Consider the following 17,929-nt stretch of genomic DNA (forward strand, 5'->3'; position numbering starts at 1 on the left):
TCCTTTTGTACGACTCCCTTAATTTATAAACTACATTCCTGCTACACATTGAAGTTTAACTTGCTCCATTACATCTTCTATAGCCTTTTCACTTTTATTTGGTGGATAATCATACTTTTTAAGTAGCTTCTTTATATGCATTCTCATCTTGGCTTGTGCTTGCTTTCTTTCATGCCATGCTGGACACATATTTTCTTTCACCGTCTTAGTCAAATTCTTTGCTATCTTTATAAGTATATCATCTTCCATTGAAGCTATAACCTCTGGGTCTGCTGTCAATACATCAAAGAATGCTTTCTCTTCATATGTTAAATCTAATTCATCCCCTGATTCTATAGCTTTAAGTAATTCATGCTTAAATTCTACTAAAGCTTCTAATACTTCAAATACATCTTTTTCATCATTACGATTATTGTACTTTTCTATTATCTTTTGAAGTTTTTCACTAAAAGCTCTACTTACAATTATATTTTTCTGTTTAACTTGCTCTACTTTATCCTTCATAGCTCTCATTAGTATATTTGTTGCTATATTTTTTTGTGGTAAAGCTCTTAATTTACTTATATTTTCATCATTTAATAAGTCAAAAGTCTCCTTAGACCCTGCACTGCTTAAAACTATTACTTCATCTCCGACTATAGCTTCTTCTAACATTTTCGAGATTCTAGCATTTACTTCTTTTAAATCTGGTGTACCTACTTTTGTAGTTTTCATAATAAAAGACCTTACTGCCATAAAGAATGCTATTTCATCCTTAGTTCTTTTTGATAATAAAGCAGTACATATTTTATAAACATCTTTTAGTTTTTTAGTTTGCTCCATAAATAGAGTTTTTCTTGCTTCTATAAATTGAACAAACTCTGCACCATCCCTTATTAAGGTATATCTTACTTTGTCACTATCACCAAAGAATCCTTCGTAATCAAACTTATGAAACTCATTTCTAAGTATTTCTAATATATCTAAGGCTATCACTTTAGCTTCTTCGTTTTCTTGTATCTTATCCTGATCACGATTTGTATAAGTTTTTAATGCATCAAATAGTTCTTTTTTAAGTCCTATATAATCAACTACTAATCCTCCACTTTTGCCAGGATATACTCTATTTACACGAGCTATTGCCTGCATTAAGTTATGTGATTTCATTGGTTTATCTATATACATAGTATCAAGAGAAGGCACATCAAAACCTGTAAGCCACATATCTACTACGATAACTATTTTAAACTCACTATTTAAATCTCTAAATTCATCTTCACGCTCTTTTTGAGTTTTCTTAGTTCCTATTAGCTTTGCCATTTCCTCAGAATCTTGATTATTAGTAGTCATAACCATCTTCACTTTATTTACCCAATCAGGCCTTTGATTAAGTAATTCTTGATACATCATATAAGCTGCTTTTCTAGAGTATGCGACTATCATAGCCTTACCCTCTACTAGATTTTCTCTATCTTCATAATGCTGTATTATATCTTTAACAACTTGCTTTATTCTATCTTCATCACAAATAATTTGCTCCATACGAGACATTTGCTTTTGACTTTGCTCTACAATATAATCTTCTACACCTTCATTAACTTGCATATTATAATATTCATTATCTATTAAATTCATTTGATAACTGTCTAATTTTACCTTTGCAAGTCTTGATTCATAATATATCTTAACAGTAGCTCCATCCTCCACAGCTTGAGTCATATCATATACATCTATCAAATCACCAAATACTCCATAAGTTGACTTGTCAGTTGTTTCTATTGGAGTACCTGTAAAAGCTATATAACTTGCATTAGGTAAAGATTCTCTTAGGTATTTTGCATACCCATACTTAATCTCACCTGTATTTGTATCTAATTTACCATCTATATTATATTGAGTACGATGAGCTTCATCCACCATTACAACAATATTATCTCTCTCACTTAAAAGCCCTGTTTCTTCCACAAACTTTTGAATAGTAGAAAATATTACTCCACCAGTTTTTCTACCTTCTAGAAATTTACATACATCAGCTCTACTTTCACACTTTATAGGGTCTTGTCTTAAAAATTCATGCGCTGATCCAAAGGTTTCATATAACTGACCATCTAAATCATTTCTATCTGTAATTACTATTATAGTTGGATTATTTAGGTCATTATGCTTAACTAAATTCCCTGCTAAGAAAGTCATAGAAAAACTCTTACCACTTCCTTGAGTATGCCACACTACCCCTGCTCTACCGTCATTCTCTACTGCATGAATAACTGACTTTATAGCTTTTTTCATACCATAGTATTGATGATATTGTGCCATTATCTTACCTTTGCTAGTAAATAGTATAAAGTTTTTTATAATATCTAGTAATCTGTTTTTATCAAACATTCCATATAGTAATGTATCTAGATTTTTATAACTTATAGAAAATAAATCATTGATTTCTTCATCACCATTAATTTTTTTCCATGCCATAAATCTATCTATTGGAGCAGTTATTGTACCTGCTTTTGTATTTACTCCATCGCTTATTACTAAAAAGGCATTATAATAAAATAGTTTTGGTATATGGACTTCTTTGTAGTTCATTAGTTGCTTATAAGCATCTTCAATATCTACTTCTTCACGTGAAGTACTTTTTAACTCCATACATACTATTGGTATTCCATTTAGGTATACTATTACATCAGGTATTTTTTTATTTCCATCTTCAACTATTTCTAATTGATTTACTACTAGAAATTCGTTGTTTTCTATATTTTCAAAGTCCACTAATTTTACTGTATAATAATTTGTTTCTCCATTTATAAAGTCTGTTACTTCCACTCCTTCTGTAAGGTATTTGTGGAATAGTTTGTTATTTGTAAATACATCATTAGTTTCAAATGTATTTATTTTTCTTATAGCTTCTTTTATTGAAGTTTGCGGTATATCTTTATTTATATTTATAAGGCAGTCCTCTAGTTTGTCTAGTAGTAGGACTTCTTTATGTTCTCTTTTTAGATTACTTCCCTGTATGTATTTGTAGTCTATTTCTTTTAGGTATTCTATGACTACATTTTCTAGACTTTCTTCTGTAAACATTTTTCTCCCCCTAGATTATGTGTTTATATTATGATTATACAATAATTTACACAAAAATAAAAACTAGTCTAATTTGACTAGTTTTATTATAATATCTTATTTATTAATCCATATTATATATATTTCAAATCATGTGCATATTCGTAGGATATTAACTCTTTATCTTTTGTCTCTATCCAAGCTTTTTCCTTATGAGATAAGTCTGATATTTCACCTACATTTTTATCTTTAAATACTTCTATTACTCTATCAATTATTTCCATTTCTTTGTCTGAAAACATACTTATATCATAATTATCTTTGCTTTTTATTTTAGTTATTTCACTTCTATAAGACTCTGTTACTTCTTTTTCAAACTTATTCTTTAAATTTAATATCAACTCATAATCCATATCTTCAATAATTGGCCCAAATGTATATCTCATATATCTTAATCCTGTAATAGATTTTAAGTTATATTTATAATTTGAAAAATCTATATACCATAAATATTTATTGAGACTTGTTTTATATAAATTATTTACTTTTGAAGATATATATCCTATTAAATTTTCTAATCTATCTAAATCAAATTTTTTAAATCCGTTATATATGTTCACTTCATTAGATAATCTTAATTCTATAAGCTTTTCTAAAATTGATGTTTTTTCTTGATCCATAGAAAAATGCATATTATTATAAGTTTTCTCGCTTATTCTTCCATTTTTATATGCATCTTCTACTTTTTCTCTAAAATAGCTTTCTTCTTTAATTATAAGTTTTAATATATCACTATGACTTTGATTTGGTAAACTACCTCTTTCATATCTATTTATAGTCATTTTTCCCCAATCAAGTATAGCAACAAGTTCTCTTTGAGATATATTGTATTTTTCTCTAAAATTTATAATATCCTGTGGCGTAACTATCCCTGTTAATTCTCTATATCTTGAATATAATTTATCTAAATTTATTTCTTCTAGTTCAGTGACATATAGCCTCTCTCCACATTCTGAACATATACCTATATTTTGCTCTATATTTACTTCAACACCTTTATACTCTTTTTTTATTTCACTTATAATATCATAATCAACTTTTTTATTACATTTTTCACAATATACTTTTCTTGTTTCTTTGTTCATTTTAAATACCTCCTATTCAAATAATTCATCCTCATGAAATGATATACAAACTAATTCTTCTGGAGGATTGTATCTAATTTTTATGTATATATTTATGATAAAATCTTTATCTATTTCTAAGTCATATCTAAATTTCCATACATTTCCTGAAAACTTTAGATTATGATCACTTTCAGGACCCCCTATGTGATGATCTTTATTTAAATCTAGTAATATTTCTTTTATATCTTCTATTTTAAATCCATATTCTTCTATAAAATTTGCATTTTTTTCTCGATTACCTGCAAAATCAAATCCTTTTGTAGTTATATGTTTTTTGATTTTTTCTAGGTATTTATTTATCATAAGATTTTTAATGTTAAAAACCTCCTTATGTTAAATATTATTGCCATTAATTAGAGGCAGTTATACTATAATAATATAATATTTTTTAATAAAAAGATAGATGTTATATATACTAATTTAAAAAATAAAAAGGAGAAATAGTTTTAATAAACTATCACTCCTTTTTCTATATATTCCTGCCATATAACTTTTATATACAAATTAGAATACTAAGCATCTTGGCCAGAACTTATTACTTACCTTTATATTAAATTACTCTATTTTTTTTATATTTAATTTTATATTTTCACTTATATCTATATATGACTCAATTTCCTTTGTAACTCCATGTATACCTTCTAAATATTCTTTACTATTTAGATAAGTAATCAATTGCTCTGATTTATATCTATATTCTGTGCTAATATCTACAGGTAATTTGTTCTCTTTTATGTATGATATCAAGTTCTCTTTCTTATATGACTTGGCTCTTACTTTTTTAGTTATTTCTAATTCCAAATCATTTCCATCTAATACAATATGCTTTTTATCTAATAGAAGCATTGCATTTGATATTATTCTTTCTATATTTTTATTTTCTTCTTTTAATCTAATTATTTCAATTCTATTTTCTTTATTTAGCTCTTCGGCTTTTTTAAATATCTCCTTTTCTTGTTTCTCTAATTCTAATTTTTTCAAATTATTATTATGGTATTTATCTAATAAATTACTATCAATAAAATTATATATATCTATCATAGTTGTATTTTCCATATAATCTCCCCTCTATTATGTAGAACCTAATGTTTACCTTTTATTAGAACTCTCTTTCTAATCTATAAATTTGATTATCTATATTCTCTATGTCATTTTTTAACCTATCTATTTCACTGCTCATACTGTATATATCTGACTTTATATTATCGACATTATCTTCTAAACCATTTATCATTTCATCTTTACTATAAATATTATTTATTATACTTCCTACTTCACTTTCTAAATAATATACCCTATTATCTATATCACTGATTGTATCCTCTATATTATAAATATTATTTTCTACACTTTCTATAGTGTCTTTAATCAATAATATTTCTCTTACACTTCTGTCTATTTTATTCCCTTCTCTATCCACATAATATTGTTTAGGTTCTCCTTTACATTTTGTACATTCAATTTTTATTATTTCTTTATCACCGTAATCGTATCTTCTTAATTTAAATAAATCATTTTCACAATGGCTACACTTTTTTTCATAGGTTGTATATTTTCCAGCATTAAAATATATTACATTATTGCATTTCTGACATATTATTTCAGCATCTTCACAAATAGAATTAATTTTAAATATAACTTCTCCACATCTATCACATGATTTAGTTTTTGCCATAGTATTCCTCCTACACATAGTACTTATCATTTAATATCAATCTATTCTATTTAATAAGATATTATAACTAATTTAGTAGAATAAAAATTTTTTAATTAAAGAAAAAGTACTAAAATTAAATTATTTAAAATTTAACTCTAGTACTTTTTAGTAAAACAATATTAATTTATAATATATAGTTATTTACATATTGGCTTATATTAATTCTCTCTTCACCTGTACGAACTCTACCATCATAACAAACTCTACCATAAAAATGAGGATAAATTTGATAATCTATATCTCCATCTTTCTTTTTCTTTGAGTTTAATGAAAAATGATTTTTTAGCTCTTCTTTTGTAAACACTATTGCCTTATCAACATCTTCACTACTTACAAATACAATATAATCAAAGTCAGGATTATCTATATCTTGACTAGATATAGTCTGCCAAAGATATGTATTTTCATCATTTTCTTCTTTGTAATTTTTACTTGTTCTTATTTTTACTTTTTTTATTCCTTCTGTTGTTGTAAGTGTTATGTTGTTTGCTTTAGTTGATACGTTTTCTATTTTTTCCATGTTGTTTTCTATAAATTTTGATAGTATTGCCATTGTTATGTTTTTTCTATTTAATTTCATATATTCTCCCCGTGATTTTAATATTTCCTTATTTATATTTATAAGGTTTTCTTCTAGTCTATCTAGTAGAAGAAAGCCTTTGTTGTCTCTTCTTAATTCTCTTCCATGTATAATTATATATAAATTAGACAAAAAATAAAAGCTAGTCTATTTAACTAACTTTTATTTTTATTAAGGTATAATTATCTACATATTTCATCTAATCTTTCTATACTCCAAATTTCCTTACATAAATCTTTGTATAAATTATTTCTCTCTAAAAGTTCCTTTTTATTAAACTCATCATAATACTTAAAGTTAAAATTTTTCTCATTTATAAATCTTAAAAATATAGGATTATTTTTATAACAATTAGGATTTAATGTTCTCGCTAGTAAGTTTTCACTGTCATACTTCTTAACTTTATCTTCATACTTCATATCTTTTAAGCTTCTATTTTTATCCTTAGGAAGTATTAGTAAACCGCCAAACTTATTTCTAAAGTGTTTAAACTCTTCTTCTGTTTCAAACTCATTTTGATGATTTCCTTGATTATAGTTATTAGACCATATATGCTCTATATCATAACTATTTTTTTGAGATCGATTGACATAATTATCAAAACTAGAATTAATACCACTATTACTTTCTAAGTAATATGTCATTCTAGAAATAATATGTAACATATATCTAGCTGTAAATTGATTTAGATAAAAATTATCTATAGCCTCTAATGTTTGCTCCATATTATCGATCTTACTTTTTAAAATATCCTTTAACTTATCTAAGCTTTTTCTTCTTACATCTTTAGTTATATTAAACATAGTATATCTAACAGAAGAATAATTAACTGTTTTAAAATTGAATACCCTTCTAGATATATATTGATCTATAAAACATGATATCAACTTTATTTTTTTATCTATAATTTCCTGACTATCATCTAGGCATATAGATGCTAATATTATTTGATATTGTAAATTAAAATCCCTATCTGCATTATAAAAAACATACTCAAAATCTGCATTAAATTCACTAGAGTATACTTTTAGTCTCTTATATATATTTGAAAATAACTTAAACTCTTTTAATATAAAGTTTTCAAAAGATGAACTATTAATAAGTCCTATACTTTCCCTATTTTCTCTTATCCACTTATGAAATGACTGACCTATTATTTCATAATCCTTATCTTCTGCACTTTTTTTCCTTCTCTTATAGAGTCTGCATATTGACTTCTTATCCAATGCTTTATAAAATCAGCTTCTCCATCTTTTTCTATTTCCTTAAGCTCAAGTATAGTCTCTTGCCATAATTTATTAGCAATGTTTCTAGTTTCATCATCACTTATTTCTGATAGTAAGTATCCTTTTAACATCTCTGATGGTGTTAATCTAAGACCTCTATCATTCATAGTGACAAATACAGTATGTGCATCTTGCTCTGTTGTAGTTGTTATCTTTATTAAAGTTACTTTGTATATTAACCATTCTATAAATAACGGCAATATATCACTTTTTAATTCTTGAGGAAATATTTTTTCAATATCCTTATATCTATTATATAAATTTATTACACTTTCATTTTTTTCATTCTCTATATCATAAGTTTCATTTTCATATAAACCTTCTAAACAAGCTTTTCTCTCTTTTACATCTATACAAAAAGTCTTTTTTCCAAACTTTTTAGTAAATATCAAATTTTCAATATTAATTTGATTTGTATTTATATTTTTTTGAAGGTTGTTTAAATACATTAATAATAATGTAAGTGATGATAATCTTTGCTGACCATCAATTATTTCATTTTTATCAGTTAATATTATAGGACCTAAGAAATAGCCTCCATAATTTTCTACATCATCTTGTGTATCTCCATCTTTATAATAATTCATAAATTCATTTACTAGATCATATACAAGTTCTTGTATTTGTTTTGTTCCCCAGTTATACTCTCTTTGATAGTATTGAACACTGTATCTATCATTAAATAAATCGTTTATCTCTATTGGATTACCTGTTATTCTATTCATTATACCCCCTCATTATACTTATTTTACTTTATATTTAATATTTACATATGATTATTTAAACTTGTAATATATTATACATAATATAAAATTACTTAATAATAAATTTATTTTACTCTTATTTCTCCACTCATAAGTTTTGGAAGTAGATTATCTCTTATATTGGTAATTAACTCTGTATTATTATTATTTTCAATAATTTTATCAACTATAGGCTTCGCTATTTTAGCAAAATCTTTTATTCTTTCATAATTTATAGATATCTTTAATTCTTTTAAATCCTTAACTGTAACATGACCTAAACCTGTAGTTTGCTTATTTCTTGCTATATTAGTAAATGTAGTTTTTAAGTGTTTTAACATTAAATAAATAAATGAATATCCGTCTTCTATCTTCGGTATAACTTTAAATATATGTTGATTTAAAATTGCATCACCTTTATACCATATAAATGTATCTATTGATGTATCTGGATTTCCAGACCATGAAAATAATATATCTTTATTTTTCAGATAAAATTTATTATCTTTTTCACCAGCAAAAAATTTAGTTCCTTCAGTTATTCCATTTTTTAATTCTGCTATTTTTATTATAGGCAATCCACTATCTGAATAATCTTTAGCTTTAAATGACGTTCCATTTATATATTCTGCTAAGTCATATATACAACTTACTTCCCATCCCTTAGGAATCATCCCAAGCTCACTTTCAACCATCTCACCATCACTAGACTTATAAGGTTCTCCATTCTCATTAGGAAACTCAAAATCAACAAACCATCTCTTAAAAAGAGCCTGAGCCATTTCTTCTAAAGTCTTGTTCATCTCATTATTTAACTCAATCTTATCATCTAAAGAAGATAAGATATTAGCTATCTTTTCTTGTTCTTCTAAATCAGGGCGGTCTATTTCATAATTACCAATTATTCCAACATTAAGATTTTGTTGGGCTGCACCATTAGCTAGGTTAATTAGGTTTTCTCTATTATATATTAAAGAATAGTATAAAAACTTATAATTACATACTTTTTCATTTAAAACCATATTGCAACAAGCTTGATTTGTTGATATATCATCTCCTAATATACCTAATTTACCCACTGTAGCACCATACATAGCCATAACAACAGTGTTTTTAGGGAATATTTTTGCAGATGATTTGCTCAATGCTTCTTCTGTTATCTTTTCTTCTGTATCATAAATTATCGTATCGTTTAACTCTTTAGTTTTTAACCATTTTACACTACCACATTCATAATAAGATTTATTTTTTCTAGATGGAGTTCCTCCACTTCCTATTTTTATACATAAATCTTTTATTTTACAACTCATATCCTATTCCTCCAAGTTGTCTTCTTATCTCATCCTCAAGCTCTCTAGACTTCTCAAACTGCATCGCTAAAGTACTAGTAAGTCTTTCCATCTTCTCCTCAAAAGGCTCACCATCATCTTCTACTTCCTCAATTCCAACATATCTACCAGGAGTAAGAATAAAATCATGCTCTCTTATCTCATCAATACTTGCTACCTTACAGAATCCTTGAATATCTTCATAATTTTCTTCATTTTGCCAAGAAATATAAGTATTCGCTATTTTTTTAATATCCTCATCACTTAACTCTCTTAGCCTTCTACTTACCATCTCACCCATCTTACGAGCATCTATAAATAAAGTTTGTCCCTTATGTTTTTTATCTCTATTAAAGAACCATATACACACAGGAATTCCAGTAGTATAGAATAACTTATCAGGAAGTGCTACTATACAATCTACTAAATCATCTTCTAATATTTTTCTTCTTATCTCACCTTCATTAGAAGTATTAGAAGAAAGTGATCCATTAGCAAGTACAACTCCTGCCTTACCTTTTTGACTTAACTTATCTAGCATATGCTCAATCCAACCATAGTTAGCATTTCCAGCTGGAGGTGTTCCCCATTTCCATCTAGCATCATCTACAAGTAATGGTTGTCCCCAATCACTTTGGTTAAATGGTGGGTTTGCTAATATAAAATCAGCTTTTAAGTTCTTATGTAAATCTTCATGGAATGTATCTGCATTTTTACTTCCTAAATTATTCTCAATTCCTCTAATAGCTAAGTTCATTTTTGCTAATTTCCATGTAGTAGGGTTTGATTCTTGCCCATATACACTTATATCAAAAGCACTTCCACTATGTTCTTCTACGAATTTAAGTGATTGAACAAACATACCTCCACTTCCACAAGCAGGGTCATATACATATCCTTTGTATGGTTCTATCATTTCTACCATAAGTGTAACTATTGATTTTGGTGTATAGAATTCTCCTCCACCTTTTCCCTCATTAGCTGCAAATTTTCCTAGGAAATATTCATAAACTCTACCTAATACATCTTTTTCTTTTCCTTCTTTTCCACCTACATTTATATTAGTGAATAAGTCTATTATTTCTCCTAGTATTCTCTTATCTAACTCTGGTCTAGAATAATTTTTAGGTAATACTCCTCTTAGTGAGTCATTTTCTTTTTCTATTGCATCTAGTGCATTATCTACTACTTGTCCTATTTCTGCTTGCTTTGAATGTTTTGCTATGTATTCCCAACGAGCTATTTCTGGTACCCAGAATACTCCTTCTGCTAAGTAAGCATCTATATCTTCTGCAAACTCTTCATCTTCCTTAAGTAATTCATTGTATTTTTCCATGAATGTATCTGAAACGTATTTTAAAAATATTAATCCTAATACTACGTGTTTGTATTCTGCTGCATCCATATTATTTCTTAATTTATCGGCACTTGCCCATAACTTTTCTTCAAATCCTATTGTTGCCATTTTTCCACATCCTTTTTACTTTATATATAAATTATAACAAATTTTATTAAATTTTATAATAAATAATATATACATCAAAGATCTCACTAACAAACTTCTCACAGCTAGCAATATATAAATACCTGTCCGTATAGAAGGTAAACTTTATAATTATAAATATATTAAAAAGGATATATTGAAATACTCTAATATATTATTATATAAATATATACTAAAATATAAGGGGGTAATTTGGAATGGATATAGAGAGCAAGTGTAAAATAAAAGATATTTCAAAATGTTTAGTAGATGAATTTAAAGCACATGAAATTTCTATAGAAGAATTTTTAAATTTAGGTAGCAATATATCTACTATTGAATTAGGTAATAATCCAATTATATATAAAATAGATGACTCAGATTTTATTCAATCCCTATTAAGTGAAGATGAAAAGTCAGAAATTAATATAACTATAGAGCATTTGAATAAAAATATTGAGGGTGTAGATTATTCTTCTTATGAATATAAAATAAGTACTGGAAAGCTAATAGTCATTATCTTAGAAAGTATAGATGGATATACTTTATCTAGTTTTAGAATGGATGGAGTTGGAGAATTTTTATTTAATTGTTTATCAAAGTTTATTGGTGATGATATTGAAAAAACTGAAAATCCTTTGGATGAAGTAATTGAAGAATTAAATCAATTTAGACCATATGGTAAATTTTTCAAATAAAAATATTAAATTAATAAAAAATGATTAGAACTATTGATATATTCTATAAATAGCTCTAATCATTTTTTATACATTAGTTCTTAATATATTAAAATCGTATGCTAATATATACTTTATATGATATTCAAGTATCTTCCAATTACAAGTAATTTCATTAATCACATACTAAAAGTTTAATAATGACTTTTTTAGATGAATGTAATTTAAAATCATCCTAATATTTCTAAAAATTGTTTTCTTTCGTCTATATCTTTAAATGCTGAGTAAGGAATAACTTGAAAATATTTATATCCATTAAAAAAAATATAAATATTATACTCATTTTTAACAATTTTACATATATCATTTAAATTAACTTTTATATCTTCATTTGAATTATTAGAAAATATTAAATAATCATCTTCTATTGTTATAGATTTCTTCCCTAAAATATAAGGTTTTTGCTTTATCAGTTTATTTAAGGATTTATTTAAGTTTATAGCTAAAATGCTATCTATTAGTAAATATCCAGCTAATCCAGTAAATAAGCTAGGTAATATATAGTTATATACATATGAAAAGTCTTTATATATTATATATGTATATAGCAATCCGATTACACAATATAAAAATGCTAAATATCGAGCATAACCAAAATAATGTGTCATATGACATTTATACAACTCTTTCTTATCAAATACAAATTTATATATTTTATTTTTCATAATAAACTTATTTATCTCAATATAATCTTCTTTTGTATTACTATAATATATAATCATAAAAAACTCCTTCTTTATTTTTATTGATTTTAATTAAATAATACCATATATTGGAATATATAGGAGGGGATTTTTGGTGAATTATACTGTTTTTATAGTTTTAGTTTGCTATTTTGTGTATTTTCTTAGAATGGCGTACTTAATTGGAGTTAAAGAAGAATTTAGTTTAATTTATTCAATTGATCAAGTAAAGATGTTGCAAAATGATTCTAAGAAGAGATTAAAAATTGCAAGATATATAGCATTAGTATATGTAATTATAGCTATTGGGCTACTAGTAACTGGATATAATGATTTAATAAAAAGCTAACTTATAAAATAATAAAATATATAGTGAGAATTAATATACCTATATTGTACAATAAAATACATAACAATATTTGTCACAGTAATAAAGTCCAGTAAATTATTATCTAGACTATGTTAGCTTATTTCGTGATAATTATAAGATAAAAATAACCACACTTTAGTATTTTTAGGCTACGGTGTGGTTATTTTTCTATATTTTGTTCGTAATATATTGAAATTATGTATCAACTCTATTCAATAAATTGAAATTTATCAATCTACGGTATATCTATACCTAAAGCATCATAATACTCACTTGTAAATTTAATTTGTGAATAATCAAATTCGGATTGTAGTTTTTTTACATATTCATAAGGAGTTTCAAACGGAATTAAATTTAATTTTTCTTGTAAATCATTTAAAACTTCTTGTTGTTCAGGAAGTATAGCATTATCATCTGATACAATAAATTCTTCAAACTTTTCTTTACTAAAACAAATAATTTGTTCAATAGCTGTAACACCATTTGTAGCTAAAATTAATTGAAGAAATATTTTAAAATTTTCTGCTAAAGGATATACATTCTTCTCTTCACCATTATCATCAATTAATCCATTTGGATTAACGGCAAAAACTATTTCATCAAATCCATTTATAAAGCAATAATGAATGCCTCCACTTTCCCATCCAATAACTTTAGCTCCAATAGGCGTACAAAAATATCCGCCTTCTGTATCACCTTCTTCTAGTCCTATATATGACTTATCAAGTTTAAGTTTTTGATATTCTTTATATATATTCATATTTATATCTCCTTTAATAACCCCTATTCATCTATACGATATTAATAATGTCATTACTTCTCATTATATAACAATTTCGAACTATGATTATATTATACATAATATTTATTTTCTAATGACAAAACAACTTAATTGAAGAAATTTAAACTAAGCTAAGTAATTATTTATATACTTTATAGATATACCATTAAAAAGTAGCCTCTTTGCATATTTTATTATCAAAGAAGTCACCCATACACCCTATAATTAAGCCTCTTCCCCCTAATCTCAACAGTACTCCCCTTACACATCTCAACCAACCTACTCCCAACCCCCTCATCAACACTCAAAATCTCACCAATTCCCTTCTCACAACTAACAATAACTGGTAAATTATTAAAATACCTATGATTAATAATCTCAAACATATTTTATATAGTTATAATCCCAGTAATGATGTTCTATTCTTTCATTTTAGTGATGTGATATTTCTATTTTGCAAGTATAATCAATACTATATTTTTATCTTATTTTTTCATATTCATCCAAACTTTTAAGCTCTATATCATTAACTATGTTTAATTCTTTTTTATATTTTTCAAACTCTGACTCTGAAAGATACTCTAATAATGTTTCTTTTTCTGTATCTAATATATAGTACATATCTTTATTAGTCTTAGCTAATATATACCTATTATCTTGTCCTATTTTTTCTACTGACTCTGAGTTATACTCATCTTCTTTATCCTCATAATATGGAGGTATTATAGGAGCTTTTCCTGTTGTATCTTTAGTATCTTCTTTGAATATCTTTACATTATTAGCAGACATTCTAACAGCATGGTAATCATTTATTAATTTTATTTCATAATCTGATGCTCCTGCACATCCAGTTATTGTTAACATTAATAAAGCGATATTTAAAATACATATAAGTTTCTTCATTATATTCTTCCCCCTTTATTTGATTAGTTAATTTATCAGTGACTTTACACATATTGATCTATGTATATTATAATCTACACGATAAGTATACACTAAGTTACTCTAGATAATTAGATAATCATTTGCAAAACAATTTATTATCTACTCGGTAGTAATTCTTATAACTGCTTATAAGTCTATGCTAAAATATCTGGTTAGTGATGAATTACCTCAAAATATAATAAGTATGAAATAGGGAGTCAGTAAATATGACTCCCTTATCTTCAAAAAATTTTTACTTATTATACTAAAATTTAATTTTCTATCTTTAATAGAATTATAAAACATTATAACGATCTTTATAATCATTTTTTACATTTTTAATACTATTTAAAATAACATAACTCTAAAACCAAAATATAACTGAATCATAAAATTACCTAGTTTTAATACCATCTAAAATAACATAACTCTAAAACTAAGTGGAGTAGTTGTTGCGGCTGCTCCATGTTTTAATACCATCTAAAATAACATAACTCTAAAACAATAGTACCTATGGTATTTTAAAAGACCAAGTTTTAATACCATCTAAAATAACATAACTCTAAAACAAGAAACCCCTTCACTTACTGAAAACGCTAGTTTTAATACCATCTAAAATAACATAACTCTAAAACTATTGCTTCTTTTTCTTTATGCTTAGCTTTGTTTTAATACCATCTAAAATAACATAACTCTAAAACTCCAAACTATAATGGATTATACTTTAACGCGTTTTAATACCATCTAAAATAACATAACTCTAAAACCGTGACTAAACGGCATTCCTGTTTTCATAGGTTTTAATACCATCTAAAATAACATAACTCTAAAACTAACCCTTCCATTAATATTACCGCTTGAATGTTTTAATACCATCTAAAATAACATAACTCTAAAACAATCTCCTTTTATATTAATTAAATGAATTTGTTTTAATACCATCTAAAATAACATAACTCTAAAACTACAGTCATAGATTCATTATCTATACTAAAGTTTTAATACCATCTAAAATAACATAACTCTAAAACGTAATTCATAATCAAGAATAGATATAGTTAGTTTTAATACCATCTAAAATAACATAACTCTAAAACTCAAACTTAATATACATTAATTTATTTTATAATGCAATCAAACTAGATTTATAGAAAAGACACATAACAAATCCCTGCTATAATAGACAATATTTTTATTTTTTTAATACAAATTCATCAAAGTCAGTATCTATATATAGTTTACTCTCATATTCAAGTAATTCACTTTCATCACTATAATCAATTAATAATAATTTTATATCTCTATGTAATGCTGATTTATATATTTCTATTATTTCCTCATCACTAAAAAATGATTTTACATTGATTAAAGCTATAACTTTATATAATTTAAATAATGATACTAAATCAAATAAGCAAATTAAATTATCTAATGGATTATCATAGTAATATTCATTAAACTTAAGTCCTATACATTTGAGTAGCTCTGATATCTTTATCTCTCTTTTATATTCTAACTCAAAATCATAAAAAGATAAAGTTTCATGTAAGTTTCTAAATATGTTCTCTAAATTAATAAGTAAGTTTTCTTCTCCATGCTCATAATTATACTGTATTTCTATCTCCTTGTATAAAGATTTTATGATTTTATTAGAATTTATATCAATATTATAAAAATCATTTACTACCAATATATTTTTAGATATTTCTAATCTATTATCATTTTCTAATAAGACTATCTCGTTACCTTCCTCTATATTTTTGCTATACTTGTTTACTATGTATGTAATCTTTTTAAATAGCTCTTTTTCTGAAATTTCTAGTACATTTATATACCTTTCATCAAATACAATTAAATTTTCAAAACCTGCAAACCTCAAAGTAATCAAAATACCACCAACCTATTAGTATTGTCCAATACCTTATTTTGACTATTTCCTACAACATATTCTATACCTGCAAACTGTTTTTCTGTAATAACCATCATTTGTATAATGCCATTAGGTGCTTTATGCTTTCTTACTCTATCTTGTATAAGCTTTGCTGTAGTAGAGTTTAATGCTATTTTACTATAAACAGATTCTTGCATCATTATAAAACCTTCATTAAGTAAAAATTTCCTAAATTTAGTATAGCTTTTACGTTCCTCATAAGTTGTACTTGGCAAATCAAAAAATACAATAACTCTCATATACCTGTAACTCATAGCACCTCCACCTTTAAAATCTGTTCTATATCATTAGATTCTAATGCCTTTATAATACTATTCAGATATAGTGATATAGCATTTGATAAGTAGTAGTTTCCATTATTTATTTTTACCTTAATATTTAGTATATCAACTAATTTAAGCTTAAAATCTTTATCAAAATAGCATTTTCTATTCATATAGACAACATCATCAACTACTGGTCTAAATGGCTCCATTAAATCTGATGATAAATTGAAATAATTAAATTCATTTTTATGATGTATACCAAGTTGAGTTAAATATCCATTAGCTACTATTTCCTTATTAAAACTAGATAATAAAATAGAGTAGCCATAATCTAAAGCTGAATTTATATCACAGCTACTATCTCTATTAAAGTCTGTCCCAAATAAACTATTAAAATAAACCTTTGCACTATGCCCTTCTCTGTTGGTTCTATCACCAAATTCAACTTGCTGTGAATATTCTAATAATTTATCCCAGTTTTCTTTTCCATGTTTTTTTAATATATAGCTTTGATTATTTATTTTATGTTTTATTACCTGTGTCCAAACTTCATCTTTTATATTATCTGCCCATTTTATTTGTGTCATTATTTTTTTACTAGTATTATGCGATCCATAATACTGTACCAATTCCCCTTTAGGATTATGTCTTTCATCACAAAATACTACCTTTATCTTTCTATCCATCAATTCACACATCAAAGTGCTAGTAATAGATACAAGTGTTGTATCTATTACTATTGTATTTATTTCTGATAAATGTACCATATTTAAATTTTCATTTCTTACTATCATATAGTTATTTTTATAACTTAATTTACATTTATTAGATATTACTATAGTTCTCCAACTCAT

18 protein-coding genes and 1 CRISPR repeat array are annotated in these 17,929 nt (G+C 25.6%); of the genes, 2 read left to right on the forward strand and 16 right to left on the reverse strand.

The features are described from left to right. Positions 1 to 30: 30 nt before the first annotated feature. The 10 genes from HF520_RS06320 to HF520_RS06365 all read right to left on the reverse strand — a co-directional run bounded on the left by HF520_RS06320 (position 31) and on the right by HF520_RS06365 (position 11,345). On the reverse strand, positions 31 to 3,060 hold the full coding sequence (locus HF520_RS06320) for a type I restriction endonuclease subunit R (RefSeq protein WP_168573213.1): 3,030 nt from the start codon (positions 3,058 to 3,060) through the stop codon (positions 31 to 33). Between the two features lie 113 nt (positions 3,061 to 3,173). After that, on the reverse strand, positions 3,174 to 4,184 hold the full coding sequence (locus HF520_RS06325; protein ID WP_168573214.1) for a type II TA system antitoxin MqsA family protein: 1,011 nt from the start codon (positions 4,182 to 4,184) through the stop codon (positions 3,174 to 3,176). Positions 4,185 to 4,196: 12 nt separating this feature from the next. Further along, positions 4,197 to 4,529 carry a type II toxin-antitoxin system MqsR family toxin gene (locus HF520_RS06330; protein ID WP_168573215.1) on the reverse strand — a complete coding sequence of 111 codons (333 nt, stop codon included), beginning with the start codon at positions 4,527 to 4,529 and terminating at the stop codon, positions 4,197 to 4,199. Positions 4,530 to 4,781: 252 nt separating this feature from the next. Beyond that, positions 4,782 to 5,282, reverse strand: coding sequence for a hypothetical protein (locus tag HF520_RS06335; protein WP_168573216.1), 501 nt, complete (start codon positions 5,280 to 5,282; stop codon positions 4,782 to 4,784). A 43-nt stretch (positions 5,283 to 5,325) separates the two neighbouring features. Beyond that, the gene (locus HF520_RS06340) at positions 5,326 to 5,901 is read right to left on the reverse strand and encodes a hypothetical protein (protein WP_168573217.1); all 576 of its coding nucleotides are present in this window, start codon (positions 5,899 to 5,901) and stop codon (positions 5,326 to 5,328) included. 166 nt (positions 5,902 to 6,067) lie between these two features. Further along, entirely contained in the window at positions 6,068 to 6,523 is a 456-nt protein-coding gene (locus tag HF520_RS06345) for a hypothetical protein (RefSeq protein ID WP_168573218.1), read from the reverse strand. 182 nt (positions 6,524 to 6,705) lie between these two features. Next, positions 6,706 to 7,749 carry a GmrSD restriction endonuclease domain-containing protein gene (locus HF520_RS06350; protein WP_168573219.1) on the reverse strand — a complete coding sequence of 348 codons (1,044 nt, stop codon included), beginning with the start codon at positions 7,747 to 7,749 and terminating at the stop codon, positions 6,706 to 6,708. Then, positions 7,677 to 8,534, reverse strand: coding sequence for a DUF262 domain-containing protein (locus HF520_RS06355; protein ID WP_168573220.1), 858 nt, complete (start codon positions 8,532 to 8,534; stop codon positions 7,677 to 7,679). The genes HF520_RS06350 and HF520_RS06355 overlap by 73 nt, the downstream gene beginning before the upstream one ends. Positions 8,535 to 8,638: 104 nt before the next feature. Beyond that, a complete protein-coding gene (locus HF520_RS06360; RefSeq protein ID WP_168573221.1) occupies positions 8,639 to 9,862 on the reverse strand; it encodes a restriction endonuclease subunit S in 1,224 nt (407 codons plus the stop codon). Then, entirely contained in the window at positions 9,852 to 11,345 is a 1,494-nt protein-coding gene (locus tag HF520_RS06365) for a class I SAM-dependent DNA methyltransferase (RefSeq protein ID WP_168573222.1), read from the reverse strand. Before HF520_RS06365 ends, HF520_RS06360 begins: the two co-directional genes overlap by 11 nt. 236 nt (positions 11,346 to 11,581) lie before the next feature. On the opposite strand from HF520_RS06365, the gene HF520_RS06370 reads away from it, so the two are divergent. Continuing rightward, positions 11,582 to 12,061: a hypothetical protein gene (locus tag HF520_RS06370; protein WP_168573223.1), complete on the forward strand. Its 480-nt coding sequence runs from the start codon at positions 11,582 to 11,584 to the stop codon at positions 12,059 to 12,061. 209 nt (positions 12,062 to 12,270) lie between these two features. Here HF520_RS06370 and HF520_RS06375 read toward each other — a convergent pair whose 3' ends face one another. Continuing rightward, a complete protein-coding gene (locus HF520_RS06375) occupies positions 12,271 to 12,822 on the reverse strand; it encodes a YcxB family protein (protein WP_168573224.1) in 552 nt (183 codons plus the stop codon). A 76-nt stretch (positions 12,823 to 12,898) separates the two neighbouring features. On the opposite strand from HF520_RS06375, the gene HF520_RS06380 reads away from it, so the two are divergent. Continuing rightward, positions 12,899 to 13,132: a hypothetical protein gene (locus HF520_RS06380; protein WP_168573225.1), complete on the forward strand. Its 234-nt coding sequence runs from the start codon at positions 12,899 to 12,901 to the stop codon at positions 13,130 to 13,132. A gap of 256 nt (positions 13,133 to 13,388) precedes the next feature. Here HF520_RS06380 and HF520_RS06385 read toward each other — a convergent pair whose 3' ends face one another. The 5 genes from HF520_RS06385 to cas1 form a co-directional block, all read right to left on the reverse strand. After that, on the reverse strand, positions 13,389 to 13,913 hold the full coding sequence (locus HF520_RS06385) for a hypothetical protein (protein ID WP_243155212.1): 525 nt from the start codon (positions 13,911 to 13,913) through the stop codon (positions 13,389 to 13,391). Between the two features lie 501 nt (positions 13,914 to 14,414). Further along, the gene (locus HF520_RS06390; RefSeq protein ID WP_168573226.1) at positions 14,415 to 14,837 is read right to left on the reverse strand and encodes a DUF3997 domain-containing protein; all 423 of its coding nucleotides are present in this window, start codon (positions 14,835 to 14,837) and stop codon (positions 14,415 to 14,417) included. A gap of 356 nt (positions 14,838 to 15,193) precedes the next feature. Continuing rightward, positions 15,194 to 15,955: direct repeats of the CRISPR family, unit length 36 nt; unit sequence GTTTTAATACCATCTAAAATAACATAACTCTAAAAC. Between the two features lie 95 nt (positions 15,956 to 16,050). After that, positions 16,051 to 16,746, reverse strand: a complete 696-nt coding sequence (csn2, locus tag HF520_RS06395) for a type II-A CRISPR-associated protein Csn2 (RefSeq protein WP_168573227.1) — start codon at positions 16,744 to 16,746, stop codon at positions 16,051 to 16,053. Next, positions 16,743 to 17,063, reverse strand: a complete 321-nt coding sequence (cas2, locus tag HF520_RS06400; RefSeq protein WP_243155213.1) for a CRISPR-associated endonuclease Cas2 — start codon at positions 17,061 to 17,063, stop codon at positions 16,743 to 16,745. The genes csn2 and cas2 overlap by 4 nt, the downstream gene beginning before the upstream one ends. After that, a complete protein-coding gene (gene cas1 / locus HF520_RS06405; protein ID WP_168573228.1) occupies positions 17,060 to 17,929 on the reverse strand; it encodes a type II CRISPR-associated endonuclease Cas1 in 870 nt (289 codons plus the stop codon). The genes cas2 and cas1 overlap by 4 nt, the downstream gene beginning before the upstream one ends.

This window comes from Romboutsia sp. CE17 (assembly GCF_012317385.1).
Lineage (GTDB): Bacteria > Bacillota > Clostridia > Peptostreptococcales > Peptostreptococcaceae > Romboutsia_E.

What these genes read in the sequence shown, in the direction of transcription:
- HF520_RS06320 (WP_168573213.1), bottom strand. Translation starts at nt 3,060, where the DNA reads ATGTTTACAGAAGAAAGTCTAGAAAATGTAGTCATAGAATACCTAAAA.
- HF520_RS06325 (WP_168573214.1), bottom strand. Translation starts at nt 4,184, where the DNA reads ATGAACAAAGAAACAAGAAAAGTATATTGTGAAAAATGTAATAAAAAA.
- HF520_RS06330 (WP_168573215.1), bottom strand. Translation starts at nt 4,529, where the DNA reads ATGATAAATAAATACCTAGAAAAAATCAAAAAACATATAACTACAAAA.
- HF520_RS06335 (WP_168573216.1), bottom strand. Translation starts at nt 5,282, where the DNA reads ATGGAAAATACAACTATGATAGATATATATAATTTTATTGATAGTAAT.
- HF520_RS06340 (WP_168573217.1), bottom strand. Translation starts at nt 5,901, where the DNA reads ATGGCAAAAACTAAATCATGTGATAGATGTGGAGAAGTTATATTTAAA.
- HF520_RS06345 (WP_168573218.1), bottom strand. Translation starts at nt 6,523, where the DNA reads ATGAAATTAAATAGAAAAAACATAACAATGGCAATACTATCAAAATTT.
- HF520_RS06355 (WP_168573220.1), bottom strand. Translation starts at nt 8,534, where the DNA reads ATGAATAGAATAACAGGTAATCCAATAGAGATAAACGATTTATTTAAT.
- HF520_RS06360 (WP_168573221.1), bottom strand. Translation starts at nt 9,862, where the DNA reads ATGAGTTGTAAAATAAAAGATTTATGTATAAAAATAGGAAGTGGAGGA.
- HF520_RS06365 (WP_168573222.1), bottom strand. Translation starts at nt 11,345, where the DNA reads ATGGCAACAATAGGATTTGAAGAAAAGTTATGGGCAAGTGCCGATAAA.
- HF520_RS06370 (WP_168573223.1), top strand. Translation starts at nt 11,582, where the DNA reads ATGGATATAGAGAGCAAGTGTAAAATAAAAGATATTTCAAAATGTTTA.
- HF520_RS06375 (WP_168573224.1), bottom strand. Translation starts at nt 12,822, where the DNA reads ATGATTATATATTATAGTAATACAAAAGAAGATTATATTGAGATAAAT.
- HF520_RS06385 (WP_243155212.1), bottom strand. Translation starts at nt 13,913, where the DNA reads ATGAATATATATAAAGAATATCAAAAACTTAAACTTGATAAGTCATAT.
- HF520_RS06390 (WP_168573226.1), bottom strand. Translation starts at nt 14,837, where the DNA reads ATGAAGAAACTTATATGTATTTTAAATATCGCTTTATTAATGTTAACA.
- cas2 (WP_243155213.1), bottom strand. Translation starts at nt 17,063, where the DNA reads ATGAGTTACAGGTATATGAGAGTTATTGTATTTTTTGATTTGCCAAGT.
- cas1 (WP_168573228.1), bottom strand. Translation starts at nt 17,929, where the DNA reads ATGAGTTGGAGAACTATAGTAATATCTAATAAATGTAAATTAAGTTAT.